Below are 17,315 nucleotides of genomic sequence, written 5' to 3'. Positions count from 1 at the left end.
AATTTTAAAAATTCATTAATAACGAATAAGGGCTGAACCCCAAGTTAAGCCGCCGCCAAATGCTTCAAGTAATAAAAGCTGACCACGTTGAATTCTACCATCTCTGACAGCTTCATCCAGTGCTGTTGGAATACTTGCGGCAGAGGTATTACCATGACGATCTAAAGTCACTACAACTTGTGAGAGATCCATATTCAATTTTTTAGCAGTAGCGGAAATAATACGTAAATTGGCTTGATGAGGCACTAACCAATCGATTTGTTCTTTAGCTAATTGATTTGCTTGTAATGTTTCTTCCACCACATTAGCTAATTCGCGCACAGCAATTTTAAATGTTTCGTTACCTTGCATCGTTAAATATTCAGGATCTTGTTGTGCTGGTAAATTGATTGGTAATGAAAGTACGCCAGCATCTTTACCGCTTGCATGTAGGTGGGTTGAGATAATGCCTGGTTGTTCAGCTGCTTCTAAGATCACTGCGCCGGCACCATCACCAAAGAGAATGACTGTACCTCTATCTTGTTCATTTAAACGACGAGATAATAAGTCAGAACCAATAACAAGCGCTTTTTTAACTTTGCCTGTACGAATGAATTGATCTGCCACACTAAGTGCATAAACGAAACCGGAACAAGCGGCAGCAAGATCAAAACTAATCGCATCTTCAATATTGAGCATTTGTTGGATTTGGCAAGCCGCACTTGGAAAGGCATGAGAACCACTAGTTGTTGCGACCAACACTAAGTCGATCTCATTTGCATCAATATTCGCAATGGCTAAACATTGTTTCGCTGCTTCATATCCCATTGTGGCAACGGTTTCATTAGCAGCCGCAATACGGCGCTCTTTAATGCCAGTACGTACGGAAATCCATTCATCAGAGGTATCGACCATTTTTTCTAAGTCGGCATTGGTTCTAATTTGTTGCGGAAGGTAACTACCTGTCGCTAAAATTCTGCTATACATAATTATCTCGTCATATAAAAAATTGTCGGAAATATTATCGTACTTTTATGGATAATCAAAAGATTTGTTACTATCTATGACAAACTCGTAAGAATTTTTTCTGGAATATTTTTATTCACTTGAAAAATAGCGTGTTCAATTGCGTTAGCAAAGGCATCACTATTGGAACTACCATGGCTTTTTACGATTACTGATTGTAAACCTAATAAAGAAGCGCCACTATGTTTATCCGGATTAAATGATTGTAGTTGCTGATATTTATCTTTAAGTAAATGGCGCAGAATTTTGTGTAACCAAGCAGTGCACCATTTTGGTTGTGAGCGAGCATTATCTTTTAGTAAATGAATAATGTTTTTCGCCGTACCTTCTAAAGTTTTCAGCGCAATATTACCGTTGAAACCGTCAGTGACGATTACATCAGCAACATGATTTAATAACTGATCACCTTCGATAAAGCCAACATAATTAAGATCAAGCATTTGCTCAAGTTGGGTTGCAGCTTGACGAATATGTGGTAAGCCTTTAATCGCTTCGATACCAATATTTAACAGCGCCACTCGAGGATAAACTAAATCTAAGATATTTTCGGCAAAGATAGCGCCCATTTTGGCAAATTGACATAACATATCTGCACTTACTTCTATATTCGCACCAAGATCAAGCATCACTGTATGATGACCATTCATTGTTGGAATAAGTGAAGTTAAAGCTGGGCGTTGAATGCCTGGAATAGGTTGAATAAGGATTTTTGATAATCCCATCAAGGCGCCAGTATTGCCAGCACTTACACAAGCGACAGCATTATTTTTTTGTACTGCTTCAACAGCAAGGCGTAAAGAAGTACCTTTGCTATAACGTAAGGCTTGAGAAATTGGGGTATCCGAATAGATTTGCCTACTACAATGATGAATAGTAATACGCTCAGAAAGAATACGATTCGTTGTTGGTAGATAATTTTTGATTTCAGCGTGATCGCCGAAAAAAAGAAAACGAAGCGTTGGATGCTTTTCCAACACTTGAATTGCAGCTGGGACAGTAATACGGGGACCAAAGTCCCCGCCCATCATATCTAACGCAATGGTTAGACTCAATTGATTACCTTTCGACGAAAATTATTTAATTTTACGACCGCGGTAGTAACCATCAGCAGTAACATGATGGCGTAAATGAGTAGCACCAGTTTCTTTATCGATAGAAACTGCAGCAGTAGTTAATGCGTCATGAGAACGGCGCATATCACGTCTTGAACGAGATTTTTTATTCTGTTGAACAGCCATTGGCTATACTCCTAACTATTTTTGCTTCTTTAAACTAGCTAACACAGCGAACGGGTTTGGTTTTTTTGCCAATTCTTCTGGCAATTCGCCAAAGACCTGTTCAGCCTCGGACACTTCACAGTGTTCTGGTTCATGCATTGGAACCAACGGAAGAGAAAGCAGAAATTCATCTTCAATCACTTCCAATAAATCTATTTCCCCAAAATCATTAAGCTCGATCGGTTCATAAATTTCAGGTAACACATCAGCCTGATCCATGTTAGACACTGGACTGTAATTAAAAGTACATGATAAATGATATGGAAAAGGTGTTCCGCAACGTTGGCATTCCAACATCACTTCAACCTTTGCTGTGCCTTGCATAACAACCAATTTTTGTGGATCGATTGAGAATGTTAGTTCAGCTTCAACATCACTTAGTACTTGATTAACCGCATCTTTTAAACGCACCAACTGAGCCTGAGAGTAATAGCCCTCATAGTTCAAACGTCTTTGTGCTGATTTAATAGGATCGACGGTTAAGGGTAGTTTTACCTTTTTCATAGGGTGCAAATATTAACGTTAGATACAACAATAGTCAAAGGAATTACAGCTTTTTTTGTAAGTTTTTCTACAAAAAGCTGATGAAGTAACTGAATAAAAAATATGGAGTGATAATTGAAAATTGCAGAATAACGCCAACTTGTTATAATCCGCCATTCATCGATAAGATGAATAGATCTTTTCACTGATTATAGAGGAAATCTCATTTGAACAAGACGATAACTTATTTCGATAAATTAAAAGTGGCGTTTCATTATCTATTACCACAATTCTTAGTTACGCGTGCAGCGGGTTGGTTAGCTGAGAAACAGTGGGGTGCAGTAACTCATACAATTATTCGCCTTTTTATTAAAAAATATCGTATTAATATGCAAGAAGCAGTATATGCTGATGCAAAAGATTATGTTTCTTTTAATCAATTTTTTATTCGTCCTTTAAGAGATGGTGTTAGACCAATCAATCAAGATCCTAATGGATTATGTTTACCAGCTGATGGACGAGTTAGCCAATTAGGAATGATCGAAGAAGATCGTTTGATTCAAGCAAAAGGGCATTATTTTAATTTAACTGATCTGCTTGCTGGTGATTTTGAGTTAAGCGAACAATTCAAAAATGGGCAATTTATTACCACCTATTTATCGCCAAGAGATTACCATCGTGTGCATATGCCTTGTGCGGGGACATTGCGTCAAATGGTGTATGTCCCGGGTGAATTATATTCGGTAAATCCATTTTTAGCTGAGCATATCCCACACTTATTTTCACGTAATGAGCGGGTAATTTGTGTATTTGATACAGAGTTTGGCCCAATGGTGCAAATCTTAGTTGGTGCTACTATTACCGCAAGTATTAGTACTATCTGGGCTGGAGTAATTAATCCGCCACGTCCTGGTGAAATTCAAACATGGCATTATCCAGCGCAAGGCGAGGATGGCGCAATTTATTTAGAGAAAGGACAAGAGATGGGAGCATTCCGTTTAGGATCGACCGTAATTAATCTGTTTGCAGAGAATCAAGTCGAGTTTGCCCCTTATTTACATCAAGATACAGCGGTACGTGTTGGTGAATTATTAGCACGTAGAGCACAATAATTATTTAATTAATGAGGAATTTTTATGTCACAACAATTTTTTGAACAAGTTTCATTAGATAGCGTAGAAGCTAAAGGTAGCTACGGTATTGGTTTACAAATCGGACAACAACTGTTAGCAAGCCAATTAGATGTTGAAGCAACAGCAATTGCTAAAGGTATTTTTGATGTATTAAATCAAAATGCACCAGCATTAGATCAACAAGAATTAGCAGCAGCAATTCAACAATTACAACAACGTGTTGAAGAAAAACAACAATTGTTCTTTAAAGAAATTGAAGCTGCTGGAAAAGCCTTTTTAGAAGAAAACCGTCAACACGCGGATGTAGTAGAAACAGCGAGCGGTTTACAATATCAAATTCTTACCAAAGGTGAAGGAAAAGTTCCTGCTAAAACCGATAAAGTACGTGTTCACTACACAGGTTCATTAATTGACGGTACTGTATTTGATAGTTCTGTACAACGTGGGCAACCTGCTGAATTCCCAGTGAATGGCGTGATTGCAGGTTGGATCGAAGCATTAAGTATGATGCCAGTTGGTTCAAAATGGCGCTTAGTGATTCCTCATAATCTTGCTTATGGTGAACGTGGTGCTGGCGCATCAATCCCACCATTTAGTACCTTAATTTTTGAAGTGGAATTATTAGATATTCTTTAATTCTTGATTAGTTTATGTAGAAAGGCTGTATCTTTTGCGATACAGCCTTTTCTATATAAGTGAATAGCGTAGATTTATTCCAACACTTTCCCTTTTAATTCTGGAACTAAGAAGAAAGTCGCAAGCATATCAATAAAGTAGATAAGTGCTAAGAAAGCAATCGCGAATTGGAATGAATAAGCAGAAACTAAAGCACCAACTACCACAGGGCCAAAACCACCTACGGCACGACCAATATTAAACAGAACATTTTGTGCAGTGGCACGCGCTTTAGTTGGATAAGCTTCTGACATCAATGCACCATAACCGCCCATCATACCGTTTACGAACATACCTAAGAATGCGCCTACGATTAACATCAATTCTGGTGTAGTGAGTTGTGAATAAAGTACAACACTGATGATTGCCCCTAATTGGAACAGTAAGAAACTTGGTTTGCGTCCAATACGATCAGCAAGTTGACCAAATAACCAAATTCCAAACATCATTCCTAAGATAGTAACTGCGGTCCAAATCCCTGATTTAGTTAAACTAAAACCAAGCTGTTTTGAAAGATAGTTTGGCAACCAAATCATAATACCGTAGTAGCCAAAGTTTTGTACTGAAGTTAATACCACTACACCAAGGCTAACTTTACAGGTGGCTTTATCTTTGATTAATTGTTTAAAAGAGGCAAGAATAGAAGTTTGTGAAGCCTGTTTTTTCACGAATAATTCTGGCTCGTGTAAATGAGAACGTAAATACCAAGCGACGAAAGCAGGAATAATACCGACCATAAACATCCCACGCCAGCCGATGTGTGGCAATAATGCTGGTGTCAATAATGCAGCACCTAATACGCCAACTTGCCACCCAAGTGCAACATATGCAGAAGCTCTAGCACGATGTCTTGCCGGCCAAGCTTCGGCAGCTAATGCCATACCAATACCAAATTCACCACCTAAACCGATACCGGCGATAGTGCGATAAATTAATAGATCCCAATATCCTTGTGCGAAAGCACATAAACCAGTGAAAACAGCGAAAAGTACGATAGTCCAAGTTAATACTCTGATACGACCGAAACGATCACTTAATGCTCCAAAAATGATACCACCAGCAACAGCGCCAATTAATGTCCAGGTAACTAAAGAACCAGCTTGTGCAGGGGTAAGAAGAAGATCGGAGGAAATTGCGGTGAGCATAAAGCCCAAAATAAGAAGATCAAAGCCGTCCATTGCATAACCGACAGCAGAACCAAGTAAGGCTTTCCAGCCATACGCATCAACTTTTTGTTTCATAAATTGTCCTTTGTTGCTCACTGGCAACTTGATTAACTGTAAGATAGCTTCCTGCCTCACTGGGCAAAAATTGGCTAATTTTAGGCAGATTTATAGCGTTATGCAAGAGGGGAAAAGTAGAAGTTGATGAATAAAATGGCTATCTTGTGGTATCAATCAGATAGCCATATTTATCAATAATCGTTAGGCTTTAGCTTTATTGGTAAAACCGACATAAATACAAAATGCAAAACCAATAAGCACCACATATGGAGTAAATTGGCTAACACCAGCACCAGAAGCAGCTAAAGAGAAATTATGTGCAGCAGCAGCGCCTAATAACATTCCTAAGATAAAGAGTGCTGAATCATTGTCACCTTCACCAAGATGTACTAATTGCTTACCAGGGCAACCACCGCCTAAGGAGAAACAAAGCCCACATAATGCCATAGCGAGGAAATTCCACAAATAATCGTTATGCGCAAGCGGTTGTTTTTCAAAACCTAAATTGAATTGTCCTAAGATAACGTTGGTAATGATAGTAAAGACAACTAACGCAAGAACACCATTTAATAAATAAGCGTCGCGGAATAACACAAAATTACGAAATGCGCCAATTGAGCAAAAACGGGATTTTTGCATTAGCACACCAAGAATTAATCCGCCACCTAAAGATAACCACAGGTTGGCGTGTTGTGAAGCTGGGCCTTTTTCCGAGAAAAAGATTGGCAAATTTTCACCAAAACTAAATTTCGTAATCAGGAAAATAAAGAGTATCGCAACGAATAGAATAGGAATTAAGCCAGAGGTTGTACTTTGTTCAGTGGATTTTCCTAAAGAGAATCCTCGATTTGCAAAGAATATACCGCCAAGTACACCAGCGAATAGGCCGGAAATTCCAGCAATAGCAGTTAAGTCACCACCACCTAATCGTAAAAAGGCACGCCAAGGACAGCCAAGAAAAATTAATGCACCAAGCATAGCAAAGAAGCCTAGCATAATTCGGGTAATTGGGGCAGAACTAGCACGAGGTTTAAATTCTTTGGCCAAAAAAGCACTGATTAAGGCGCCAAAAACTAAACCGATAAGTTCTGGACGGATATATTGAAGTGGAGCGGCTCGATGTAGTCCCAAAGCACCAGATGTATCGCGTAAGAAACAAGCAGCGCAGAAACCCATATTACCAGGATTGCCTTCGTAGGTTAGAAGTGGAGCAATGATACCAAGTGCAGCACCTGCAACCACAGGCCAAGTGAAAACTTTCATAATTAGACCTTTGTGATATCAGAAATTTATAGAATTGAAATGTCTTTAATAACAATTAAAGACAAAAAAGTATAGGGTAAAATCTAACCAAGTAAAGTTGCAGTTTTTAAAAGTTTGAATCGTATCAAAAAAATAAAGGTACCACATAAGTAGTACCTTTCAATCAAGAATGAAATTATTTATTGTCCTCTAAAATATCAACACGTCCACCGCTATGTTGCCAACGATTTTTTCGACTTTCTGTCCATCCGTCCATACTTTTATTAATTGCCTCTTGTTCTTGTTTAGATAGCTTATTCATTTCTTCTCTGGCGGGATCAGTAAGTTTAGTATTTTTAATCGCACCATAAATGGTTGTATAAGCTTTCTGTTGTGATTCAAGTGCTTCTTTAGCCCCTTCACCTTGACCACTATAAGCGTCTTGGATGGATTTGTTGATATTTTCGATATTTAAAGCTTCGCTATTGTGAACCTCTGAGGAGGCAGTGTCTGCAATAGCGTGTCCACATAGAACAGAAAATCCGATTAAAACGGTGAATAATTTAGTGTTTAGCATATTTATCTCCATAATTGACAAACACAACAGTGTAAGTGAACAAAAAGTAAAGAAAAACAGATATACAACAATAATGAGTTTAAATCGAATATCCTTGTTGTTCAATTTTTATTCATCAATTGTTTTGATCTAATAAAAAATCCTCACCTTAAAATAGATATAAGGTGAGGATGTTTATCAGACTCGTGCCGTAAAACTCCGTCCTTCAGGGCGGAGATATAAGGCACAAACGGCGTAAGCCATTTCAAACCTAACTAATCAGGTGTTTGTTGTTGCTCAATGTATTGGCGAATAATGGAAATCGGTGCACCACCGCAACTCCCCGCAAAATAAGACGGAGACCAAAGCTGATTGCCCCAAAGTTTTTTGCGGATGTTCGGGTAGTTTTTCTTCCTAATCATTCGGCTTGATACGCCTTTTAAACTGTTCACAAGTGTAGATACAGCCACTTTCGGTGGATATTCCACAAGTAAATGAACATGATCGTCTTCACCGTCAAATTCAACTAATTTTGCTTTAAAATCATTGCAGACGCTTTCAAAAATCAATTTGAGTTCGTCTAAAATGGCTTTCGTAAAAACATCACGGCGATATTTTGTTACAAAGACTAAGTGAACATGCATATTAAAAACGCAATGTCTACCATGTCTAATTTCTGTTTCTTTTTGCATAGACCAAGTGTAAAATGTTGAAAACTTACATTCTAAACCTTGTCAATGCAACTACGCAAAGCCTTTAAGTTCGAGATAATGCCAAATGGTAGCCAAATCCGCAGAATTAAACAGTTCTGTGGTTGCTCTCGTTTTGTGTTCAATCGGGCGTTGGCTTGGCAAAATGAACAATACGAGCAAGATAACAGCTTTAAGTTCAGTTACACCAAAATCGCCAACTTGCTTCCACAATGGAAAAAAGAATTAGTTTGGCTAAAAGAATGCCATTCTCAAGTGCTTCAACAGTCTTTAAAAGACCTAGAAAGTGCGTTTAAAAATTTCTTTCAACAGCGAGCAGACTTCCCAAAATTTAAGAAAAAAGGTTTAAAAGAGAGTTTTCGCTTTCCGCAAGGTTGCAAATTAGAGCAACAAAATAACCGCTTGTATCTGCCAAAGATTGGCTGGGTTCGCTATCGCAACAGCCGAGATATCGTTGGTGAAATCAAAAATGTTACCGTCAGCCAAAAGTGCGGTCACTATTTTGTCAGTATTCAAACTGAATTTGAGTACGAAATCCCGACACATAAAGGCGGTGAAATCGGTATTGATATGGGCGTTGCACGTTTTGCCACGCTTTCAAACGGTGAATTTTTTGAGCCATTAAACGCCTTTAAAACCTACAAAGGCAAATTGGCAAAACTCCAACGCCAACTCAAAAATAAGGTTAAATTTAGTCAAAACTGGCAGAAATTAAAGGCGAAAATCGCCAAACTGCATCATAAAATTGCCAATTGTCGCAAAGATTTCTTGCATCAGACTTCAAGCAAAATCAGCAAAAACCACGCCATGATCTATATTGAAGATTTGCAGGTGTCAAATATGTCAAAATCAGCCAAAGGCACGTTGGAAGCACCAGGCAAAAATGTTGCTGCAAAATCAGGGTTGAACCAAGCGATATTAGATCAATCTTGGTTTGAGTTTCGCCGTCAGTTGGACTACAAAACGCAATGGCAAGGCGGATTTTTAGTGGCAGTGCCAGCGCAAAATACCAGCCGAACTTGCCCTTGTTGTGGTCACGTAGCAAAAGAAAATCGCCAAACACAGGCTAATTTTGAGTGTGTAGAATGTGGCTACACAGAAAATGCGGATGTGGTTGGAGCGTTAAATGTATTGGGGCGTGGGCGAGCTATCGTCCACGCGTAATAAAATATCAGGGCAGGACATGTCCGTAGAGCTTGTGAAGTGAACTTCATTAGAAGTCAGCAACAAGAACCCACCGAGAGTAGCCCATTGCTTGCAATTGGCACTAGTAGGAATCCCCGTCCTTTAGGGCGGGGAGGATGTCAATTAATGATATTTAATGGAAACAATGGCTTATCGCTTCCAATTTTTCAGAGCATCAGCAAAAGCATTACCCATTGTTGATGATGAGTGATTTGATCTTTTTGCTTGTTTCGCCTTGTGATCAGTGTTTTCATTGCGTGAAGTTTGTTCGTTTAAGCGCATTGTCAGTGCAATACGTTTACGAGCAACTTCAACTTCTAATACTTTTACTTTGACGATATCACCTGTTTTCACTACATCATGCGGATCTTCAACGAATTTATCGCTTAGTGAAGAGATATGTACTAAACCGTCTTGATGCACGCCAATATCAACGAATGCACCAAAGTTAGTAACGTTTGTTACGGTTCCTTCTAAGATCATACCGACTTTAAGATCACTAATTTGTTCAACACCTTCTAAGAAAGTTGCGGTTTTAAATTCACCACGAGGGTCACGTCCCGGTTTTTCCAACTCTTTTAAAATATCAGTAACCGTTGGTAAACCAAAACGTTCATCAGTAAATTGACTTGCATTTAGCTGACGAATAGTGCTGGTATTGCCCATCAATTCAGCGAGTGATTGTGTTGTCGCCTGTAAAATCTTTTCAACCACAGGATAAGCTTCTGGGTGTACGCTAGAGGCGTCTAGCGGATTGTTACCATTAAGAATACGCATAAAACCTGCACATTGTTCAAAGGCTTTTGGTCCTAAACGTGGTACTTTTTTCAGTTGTTCACGATCAGCAAAACGACCATTTTCATCACGATAAGCGATAATATTTTGCGCTAAAGTCTTGGTCATTCCTGCAACACGAGCCAATAATGGCGCAGACGCAGTATTCAAATCAACACCAACCGCATTTACACAATCCTCAACGACTGCATCAAGTTTGCGAGCCAGTTGTGACTGATTGACATCGTGCTGATATTGTCCAACGCCAATCGCTTTTGGTTCGATTTTTACTAATTCTGCCAAAGGATCTTGCAAACGACGAGCAATGGATACCGCACCACGCAATGAAACATCTAATTGTGGAAATTCTTGTGCGGCAAATTCAGAGGCTGAATAGACGGATGCACCGGCTTCACTTACTACTACCTTTTGCGCTTGCCAATCAGGTTTAGCTTTTAAAATTGCCGCAACAAAACGTTCAGTTTCACGTGAAGCCGTACCATTACCAATTGCAATCAGTTCAACATTATATTTCTTACCAAGTTGATAAATGGTCGCTGCCGCTTGTGCTTCTTGCCCTGTGTGTGGATAGATGGTTGCAGTATCCAGTAATTTCCCTGTGTTATCGACTATTGCAACTTTTACACCTGTACGTAAACCCGGATCGAGCCCCATAGTATTTTTAGCACCAGCTGGTGCTGCCATCAATAAAGCGACTAAGTTTTTCGCAAATACATTAATAGCTTCTTCTTCAGCTCTTTCTCGTAACGCTGCCATTAATTCTGTTTCTAAATGTAGGGCAACCTTAATTTTCCACGTCCAAGCAACAATTTGCTGACGCCAGCTATCTGCCGGCTGACAGGTGAATTGTACGTTTAAATGTTGGCGAATAATCTCTTCACAGTAACTCGCAGCAGTTTCTTCTTGCTCAGGATCGGCATTTAATGCCAAGGTGAGAATGCCTTCATTACGTCCACGCAACATTGCCAAAGCACGATGTGATGGCACATTTTTTAATAATTCGTGATGGTCAAAATAGTCGCGGAATTTCTCGCCTTCTTCCTCTTTGCCCGTAATCACTTTAGCGACAATTTCTGCATTATTACTTAAATAAGTACGCACTTTTGCTAATAATTGTGCATCTTCGGCAAAACGTTCCATTAGGATATATCTTGCCCCGTCTAATGCAGCTTTGCTATCAGCAATGCCTTTATCAGCGTTGATATACTCTTGTGCGGTTGTTTCAGGATGATGATCAGGTTGTTGCCAAAGGAGATCGGCAAGCGGTTCAAGACCAGCTTCAATCGCAATCTGTCCACGAGTACGACGTTTTGGTTTATAAGGAAGATAGAGATCTTCAAGCTCAGTTTTGCTTTGTGTGCTTTCAATTGCTTGACGTAATTCATCAGTGAGTTTGCCTTGTTCTTCAATTGATTTCAAAATCGTTTGGCGACGATCATCTAACTCACGCAAATAAATTAAACGGGTTTCAAAATGACGTAATTGCGTATCATCAAGCCCACCTGTCACCTCTTTACGGTAACGAGCAATAAAAGGAATAGTGTTGCCTTCGTCTAATAAGGAAATGGCAGCAAGAATTTGCTTTGGCTGAACACTTAGTTCATCCGCAATAATTTGGCTAATAGTCTGATTTAACATAGTTTTACTTCATCAAAAAAATCACCGCACAATTATAGGTGGTGATTGGTGAAAATGAAAAGGAAGAATTGTAGTAGTTATTGTGTAGAGTATAAATCTATTATTTTTCGCAATAGCGTTTATATAAGGCGATGATTACTTCTCTCACAACATTTTGCTGTGCTTCTGGTAATGCCAAGAAGTGATTAAATAATGCTTTATCTTTATTATCAGATAATTTTTCCCAGCGATATTTTTCTAATGGGCTGGAGCGACGAGCCTCACCTTCTTCTAATTTTTCTAATGTTTCGTTAGACACAAAAGTAGTTAGCGCTACATTAAGCCATATAGCCAATGTACGCAATTTATCTAAGCGAGGAATACTCTCACCCCGTAGCCATTTAGCTGCAGTATGTGGAGTAATTGGAGTGCCACGATAACGTAAATTAAACTCTCGCTCTAGAACATTACCTCTTGCTTGATAACCTTTAGCAATCAGTCCTTTCTTTAGCGTGTCTGCAAAACGTTGTTTGTCACGTTGGTAATGAAGTGCTTTTTCGTCTTTTTTCATAGTTGCGAAAGCTATCATTACCGCATAAAAAATTGTAACTAGTATTGATAAAAGTTACTTATCGATCAAAAATAGTTACAAATTTATTTTTATTTTATTTTTGATAAAAAAGAAAAAATATCTTTTTATGGAAAAGCAAATAGTTTCAAAACAACGTGTCACAGATTATGGTGAGGTCTATACTCGAGAAAGAGAAGTCAATGCAATGCTGGATCTAGTAAAGTTACAAACACAATCTCTGGAAGCAACATTTCTAGAACCAGCTTGTGGTACAGGAAATTTTTTGATCGAAATCTTACGTAGAAAATTAGCTATTGCAGCACAAAATTATCAAAGAAAAGGCAGACGTATTGCACCACGTAGTCAAGTTTCCTATGAACGAGATTTAGTATTATCCGTTAGTAGTTTATATGGAATCGAGCTGTTACCCAGCAACGTACAACATTGTCGTCAGCGCTTATTGGATTATGCAATACAAGAATACACAAAGTTATTCCCCACAACGATAAAAGCAGAATGTCTGGCAACATTAGAGTGTTTATTAACCTTAAATATTGTGCATGGCAATGCATTAACAATGGAAGTCGAAAAAACACGAGAAGTTTCGCCTATTGAATATTTGCCAGTAACACAACAAGAGTATGCCAAAAAAGCCATTATTTTTTCTCAATGGAGTTTTATTAATGCACGTAAAGTGAAACGTGTGCAATTTCTATATTGGGGATTAGTGGAGAAACAGTATCGAACAGATGGTGATAATCAAACTAATGCTGCTTTACCTCACCCTTACCGTTCCGTCTATCAATCGAGTGTCTGTGATTTTTTAGAGATTGGTGAAACTTATAAGGAAGAATACCGTAATGAACAAGCAAAATTACAATCCTGACGTGCTTTCTTGTATTGCAAATTTATCGAGTGATGAAGTGTTTACTTCACCACAGCTTGCTAACCAATTATTAGACTTATTACCACCAGAATTATTTTGTGATCCGAATAGGACTTTTCTAGATCCTTGCAGTAAGTCAGGTGTGTTTTTACGGGAAATTGCTAAACGCTTGATTAAAGGGCTTGAATCTTATTTTCCAGATTTACAGCAACGATTGAATCATATTTTTACTAAACAACTTTTTGGTATTGGTATTACTGAGCTAACCGCACAATTAAGCCGCCGTAGTCTATATTGCTCACGTCATGCAAATGGAGAATATTCTGTTTGTAATGCGTTTTCTGAGCCAGATGGCAATATTTTCTATTCTAGGTTAGCCCATCAATGGGAAAACGGACGCTGTGTAGAATGTGGCGCTAGTCAGGAAGTGTATCAACGTGAAACAGATTTAGAAAGCCATGCCTACCATTTTATTCACTCTTATAGTCCTTTTTTTGAACAGTATAAAGATATGAAATTTGATGTCATTATTGGTAATCCGCCGTATCAGTTAAGCGATGGCGGTGCCCAGGCGAGCGCTCGTCCAATTTATCACCTGTTTATAGAACAAGCGAAAAAATTACAACCTGAATATTTAGTAATGATTATTCCTGCTCGTTGGTATGCTGGAGGTAAAGGTCTTGATGATTTTCGAGCCACAATGTTACAAGATCAACAAATTCGTCAACTACACGATTTTCCAAATTCTCAAGATTGTTTTTCAGGCGTAGATATTAAAGGTGGTGTTTGTTTCTTTCTATGGCAAAAAGGTACAAAAGGTAAAGCTCACGTTATTTCGTATGACAACGGTAAAGTCGTATCAGAGGCGTTTCGTTATTTACAAGAGGAAAATCTTGATATTTTTATCCGAGATAATAACGCTGTGAATATTTTAGATAAGGTCTTAGCGTGTAAAGAAAAAAGTTTTAGTGAGTTAATTAGTTCTAGGAAACCATTCGGCTTTGCTACTAATTTTAAAGGTTACGCGAAAACAAAAGATAACACAGTTAAATTTTATGCTAATAAAGCAATTAATTATATTTGTCGTGATGAAGTAAAAGTTAATTCAGAGTGGATTGATCTTTATAAATTATTCGTTCCATATGCGATCGGTTCTGGAGACAGTAAAGAAGATTTAGTGAAACCAATCTTAGCTGAACCGAATTCTTGTTGTTCAGAAACATATTTGGTATTTGGTCCCTTTCAAGATGAGAAAACAGCGAGAAACGTGATCTCATATATTCAGACAAAGTTTTTCCATTTTATGCTTACACTGAAGAAAAATACTCAACACGCTACTCGTAATGCATATCAACTCGTCCCAATGCAAGACTTTACCCAATCATGGAATGACCAAAAACTTTATGCCAAATATGGCTTAACAGAAGATGAAATCGCCTTTATTGAATCAATGATACGACCAATGGAGGTGAGTGATGGCGAATAATTATCTATCACCTTTACAGCAACCAAAAATTTATGCCTATAGCGATAGCCGTTATCCTAATATGCTGAAAGTAGGCTATACCGAGCGAGATGTAGAAACACGAATTGCTGAACAATATCCGATTAAAACACCAAGTAAAAGTTATCAAATTGTCATTAATGAATTGGCTGTGCGTGAAGACGGATCCTATTTTAATGATTATGAAGTACATCAAACCTTGCAAAAAATGGGTGTTAAACGTAGTGAGGGTGAATGGTTTGTATCTGATCGTGAAACAGTAATGGCGGCGATTATTGCAGTACGCAATCGTAAAATGCCACAAAAAAATCGTATTTTGGATTTTGCGATGCGTCCAGAACAACAAGCTGCAGTAGCACGAACAAAGGCTTACTTCACTTCTTTTAGAAACGATCCGAAGAATAAAAATAAAGATCCTAAATTTCTTTGGAATGCCAAAATGCGGTTTGGTAAAACATTCGCCACTTATCAATTAGTAAAAGAGATGAATTGGCGCAGAATTTTAATCCTCACTTTTAAGCCTGCGGTAAAAACGGCGTGGCAAGAGGATTTACAACGACATATTGATTTTACAGATTGGCAATTTATTGATAAACAAAATATTGACCAAGCAGAGATATTAAAAAAGAGAAGCGAGCAACTTAATAAACCAATGATCTGTTTTTTATCTTTGCAAGATTTACATGGTAGAACATCGACAGGGAAAATTAAAGCTCGTAATCGTTGGATTTATGAAATTAATTGGGATTGTGTAGTATTTGATGAGTATCACTATGGTGCGTGGCGTAACAAGACCAAAGAACAGTTTGATGATGGCGAGCTGAATACTGAACTAGCTGATCAATTAGCATTTGAAGAAGAAATTCTAGGATTGACGCCGTATCATTACCTTTATCTTTCAGGTACGCCATTTAGAGCTTTAAATGATGGTGAGTTTATTGAGGAACAAGTATTTAGTTGGACTTATAGTGATGAACAACAAGCTAAAATTGATTGGGGTAATAAACCCAAGAACCCTTATTTAGCGTTACCGAAAATGGTCATGATGACCTATCAAATGTCAGAAGATTTACGTCGTGTCGCGGAAAAAGGGGAAAATAACGAATTTGATTTAAATGAATTTTTTGCTGCTAATGGTGATGGTGAACAAGCACAATTTAAATATATTAATGAAGTACAACAATGGTTAAATTGGCTACGTTACGGTGGAGAGCAACATCTAGTACATATTGGTGTTGAGAAACCACCGATGCCATATAGTGATGTGAATTTGTTAGGTAATTTATTGCATACCGTTTGGTTTTTACCTTCAGTTGCAGCTTGTTTTGCAATGCGAAACTTATTAGCACAACCACAAAATCAGTTTTATCACGATTATAAGGTTGTAGTTGCAGCTGGTAGCCAAGCTGGCATAGGTGAAAATGCTTTACCACCAGTACGTAATGCAATTGGTGATAATCCATTGGAAAGCAAGAGCATTACCTTAAGTTGTGGAAAATTACTAACAGGTATATCAATTCCGGAATGGTCAGGGATTTTTATGCTATGTAATTTGAAAAGCCCTGAAACTTATTTTCAAGCTGCATTTCGTGTACAAACACCTTGGACAATGCGAGATGATCAACAACAAGAAATAGTGATTAAAGATTATTGTTATGTTTTTGATTTTGCACTAAATCGTGCGTTAGCACAGATCAGCGAATATAGTACACGTTTAGATCCGAAAGAGAGTAATCCAGAAAAACAAGTTGCAGAGTTTATTCATTTCTTACCTGTATTGTCTTATGACGGCGGTTCAATGAAACAATTTAATGCAGCAGATATTTTGGATTATACCCTTAGTGGAATTACCGCAACTTTGTTAGCACGACGTTGGGAAAGTGCAATGTTGGTAAATGTGGATAATGATACCTTAGACCGCTTGCGTAATAACCCAGAAGCGATGGCAGCATTACAAAAAATCGAAGGCTTTCGTTCATTAAATCAGGATATAGCGACTATTATTAATCGTACGGAATCAGTGAAAGAGAAAAAGAGAAATGCGATTGCTGAGGAGCGTGATCTGACTACGAAAGAAAAGCAAGAAATTAAAGAGGAAGAAAAAGAACGGCAATCATTGCGTAAGCAAATTCAGGAAAAACTGATTAAATTTGCCACTCGTGTGCCAGTATTTATGTATTTAACGGATTTACGTGAGCATAGTTTACGAGAAGTGATAGAAGAGTTAGAGCCTGATTTATTTTTATCTGTTACGGGTTTAACGCAAAGAGATTTCCAATTATTAGTAAATTTGAATGTATTTAATCAATCGCAAATGAATGATGCTGTGTATAAATTTAAGCGTTATGAAGATGCAAGTTTAGAATATACGGGGATTAGAAAGCATCACGAAAACTTTGTGGGAGGCTATGATACCGTAATTACGCAATCAGAATATATGCAGTTAAATTAAT

General features: G+C 38.1%; 15 protein-coding genes and 1 pseudogene. 6 read left to right on the top strand and 10 right to left on the bottom strand.

From position 1 onward, the window contains the following. Positions 1-15 precede the first annotated feature (15 nt). From NYR30_RS11120 to yceD, 4 genes are all read right to left on the bottom strand, one after another. Positions 16-966, bottom strand: coding sequence for a beta-ketoacyl-ACP synthase III (locus tag NYR30_RS11120; protein ID WP_066111193.1), 951 nt, complete (start codon positions 964-966; stop codon positions 16-18). Between the two features lie 74 nt (positions 967-1,040). Then, entirely contained in the window at positions 1,041-2,057 is a 1,017-nt protein-coding gene (gene plsX, locus NYR30_RS11115; protein ID WP_082987412.1) for a phosphate acyltransferase PlsX, read from the bottom strand. Between the two features lie 21 nt (positions 2,058-2,078). Further along, on the bottom strand, positions 2,079-2,243 hold the full coding sequence (rpmF, locus tag NYR30_RS11110; RefSeq protein ID WP_013745784.1) for a 50S ribosomal protein L32: 165 nt from the start codon (positions 2,241-2,243) through the stop codon (positions 2,079-2,081). Positions 2,244-2,258: 15 nt separating this feature from the next. Then, positions 2,259-2,786: a 23S rRNA accumulation protein YceD gene (yceD, locus tag NYR30_RS11105; RefSeq protein WP_066107662.1), complete on the bottom strand. Its 528-nt coding sequence runs from the start codon at positions 2,784-2,786 to the stop codon at positions 2,259-2,261. A gap of 206 nt (positions 2,787-2,992) precedes the next feature. On the opposite strand from yceD, the gene asd reads away from it, so the two are divergent. Together asd and bamJ are read left to right on the top strand one after the other, a co-directional pair. Further along, positions 2,993-3,877, top strand: a complete 885-nt coding sequence (asd, locus tag NYR30_RS11100) for an archaetidylserine decarboxylase (protein WP_066107664.1) — start codon at positions 2,993-2,995, stop codon at positions 3,875-3,877. A 24-nt stretch (positions 3,878-3,901) separates the two neighbouring features. Continuing rightward, positions 3,902-4,534, top strand: a complete 633-nt coding sequence (gene bamJ / locus NYR30_RS11095) for a BamJ family beta-barrel-assembly machinery protein (protein WP_066111195.1) — start codon at positions 3,902-3,904, stop codon at positions 4,532-4,534. Between the two features lie 74 nt (positions 4,535-4,608). Here the strand turns inward: bamJ and NYR30_RS11090 are convergent, their stop codons facing one another. From NYR30_RS11090 to tnpA, 4 genes are all read right to left on the bottom strand, one after another. Next, entirely contained in the window at positions 4,609-5,814 is a 1,206-nt protein-coding gene (locus tag NYR30_RS11090) for an MFS transporter (RefSeq protein ID WP_066111197.1), read from the bottom strand. A gap of 183 nt (positions 5,815-5,997) precedes the next feature. Continuing rightward, complete coding sequence (gene yedE, locus NYR30_RS11085) at positions 5,998-7,059, bottom strand: YedE family putative selenium transporter (RefSeq protein WP_302501145.1); 1,062 nt, start codon at positions 7,057-7,059, stop codon at positions 5,998-6,000. Positions 7,060-7,234: 175 nt separating this feature from the next. Continuing rightward, positions 7,235-7,615, bottom strand: a complete 381-nt coding sequence (locus NYR30_RS11080; protein ID WP_302501143.1) for a hypothetical protein — start codon at positions 7,613-7,615, stop codon at positions 7,235-7,237. 254 nt (positions 7,616-7,869) lie between these two features. Next, positions 7,870-8,286, bottom strand: a complete 417-nt coding sequence (tnpA, locus tag NYR30_RS11075) for an IS200/IS605 family transposase (protein WP_039083471.1) — start codon at positions 8,284-8,286, stop codon at positions 7,870-7,872. Positions 8,287-8,331: 45 nt separating this feature from the next. On the opposite strand from tnpA, the gene NYR30_RS11070 reads away from it, so the two are divergent. Further along, the gene (locus NYR30_RS11070; RefSeq protein ID WP_302501141.1) at positions 8,332-9,468 is read left to right on the top strand and encodes an RNA-guided endonuclease InsQ/TnpB family protein; all 1,137 of its coding nucleotides are present in this window, start codon (positions 8,332-8,334) and stop codon (positions 9,466-9,468) included. 287 nt (positions 9,469-9,755) lie between these two features. Here NYR30_RS11070 and NYR30_RS11065 read toward each other — a convergent pair. Beyond that, positions 9,756-11,922 (bottom strand): annotated as a pseudogene (locus NYR30_RS11065) (Tex family protein); the annotation flags it as partial. Positions 11,923-12,022: 100 nt separating this feature from the next. Continuing rightward, the gene (locus NYR30_RS11060; RefSeq protein ID WP_066109627.1) at positions 12,023-12,472 is read right to left on the bottom strand and encodes a hypothetical protein; all 450 of its coding nucleotides are present in this window, start codon (positions 12,470-12,472) and stop codon (positions 12,023-12,025) included. Positions 12,473-12,599: 127 nt separating this feature from the next. On the opposite strand from NYR30_RS11060, the gene NYR30_RS11055 reads away from it, so the two are divergent. From NYR30_RS11055 to NYR30_RS11045, 3 genes are read left to right on the top strand one after another with little or no spacing between them, the layout of a single operon-like run. After that, positions 12,600-13,358, top strand: coding sequence for a DNA methyltransferase (locus NYR30_RS11055; RefSeq protein WP_066421349.1), 759 nt, complete (start codon positions 12,600-12,602; stop codon positions 13,356-13,358). Beyond that, on the top strand, positions 13,333-14,844 hold the full coding sequence (locus tag NYR30_RS11050) for an Eco57I restriction-modification methylase domain-containing protein (protein WP_302501135.1): 1,512 nt from the start codon (positions 13,333-13,335) through the stop codon (positions 14,842-14,844). The genes NYR30_RS11055 and NYR30_RS11050 overlap by 26 nt, the downstream gene beginning before the upstream one ends. Further along, on the top strand, positions 14,834-17,314 hold the full coding sequence (locus NYR30_RS11045) for a DEAD/DEAH box helicase (protein WP_302501133.1): 2,481 nt from the start codon (positions 14,834-14,836) through the stop codon (positions 17,312-17,314). The genes NYR30_RS11050 and NYR30_RS11045 overlap by 11 nt, the downstream gene beginning before the upstream one ends. Position 17,315: the final 1 nt, after the last annotated feature.

The organism is Gallibacterium salpingitidis (assembly GCF_030517105.1).
GTDB lineage: Bacteria > Pseudomonadota > Gammaproteobacteria > Enterobacterales > Pasteurellaceae > Gallibacterium > Gallibacterium salpingitidis.
Note: the sequence above shows the minus strand (reverse complement) of the source record. Positions and strands in the feature narration are given on the sequence as shown.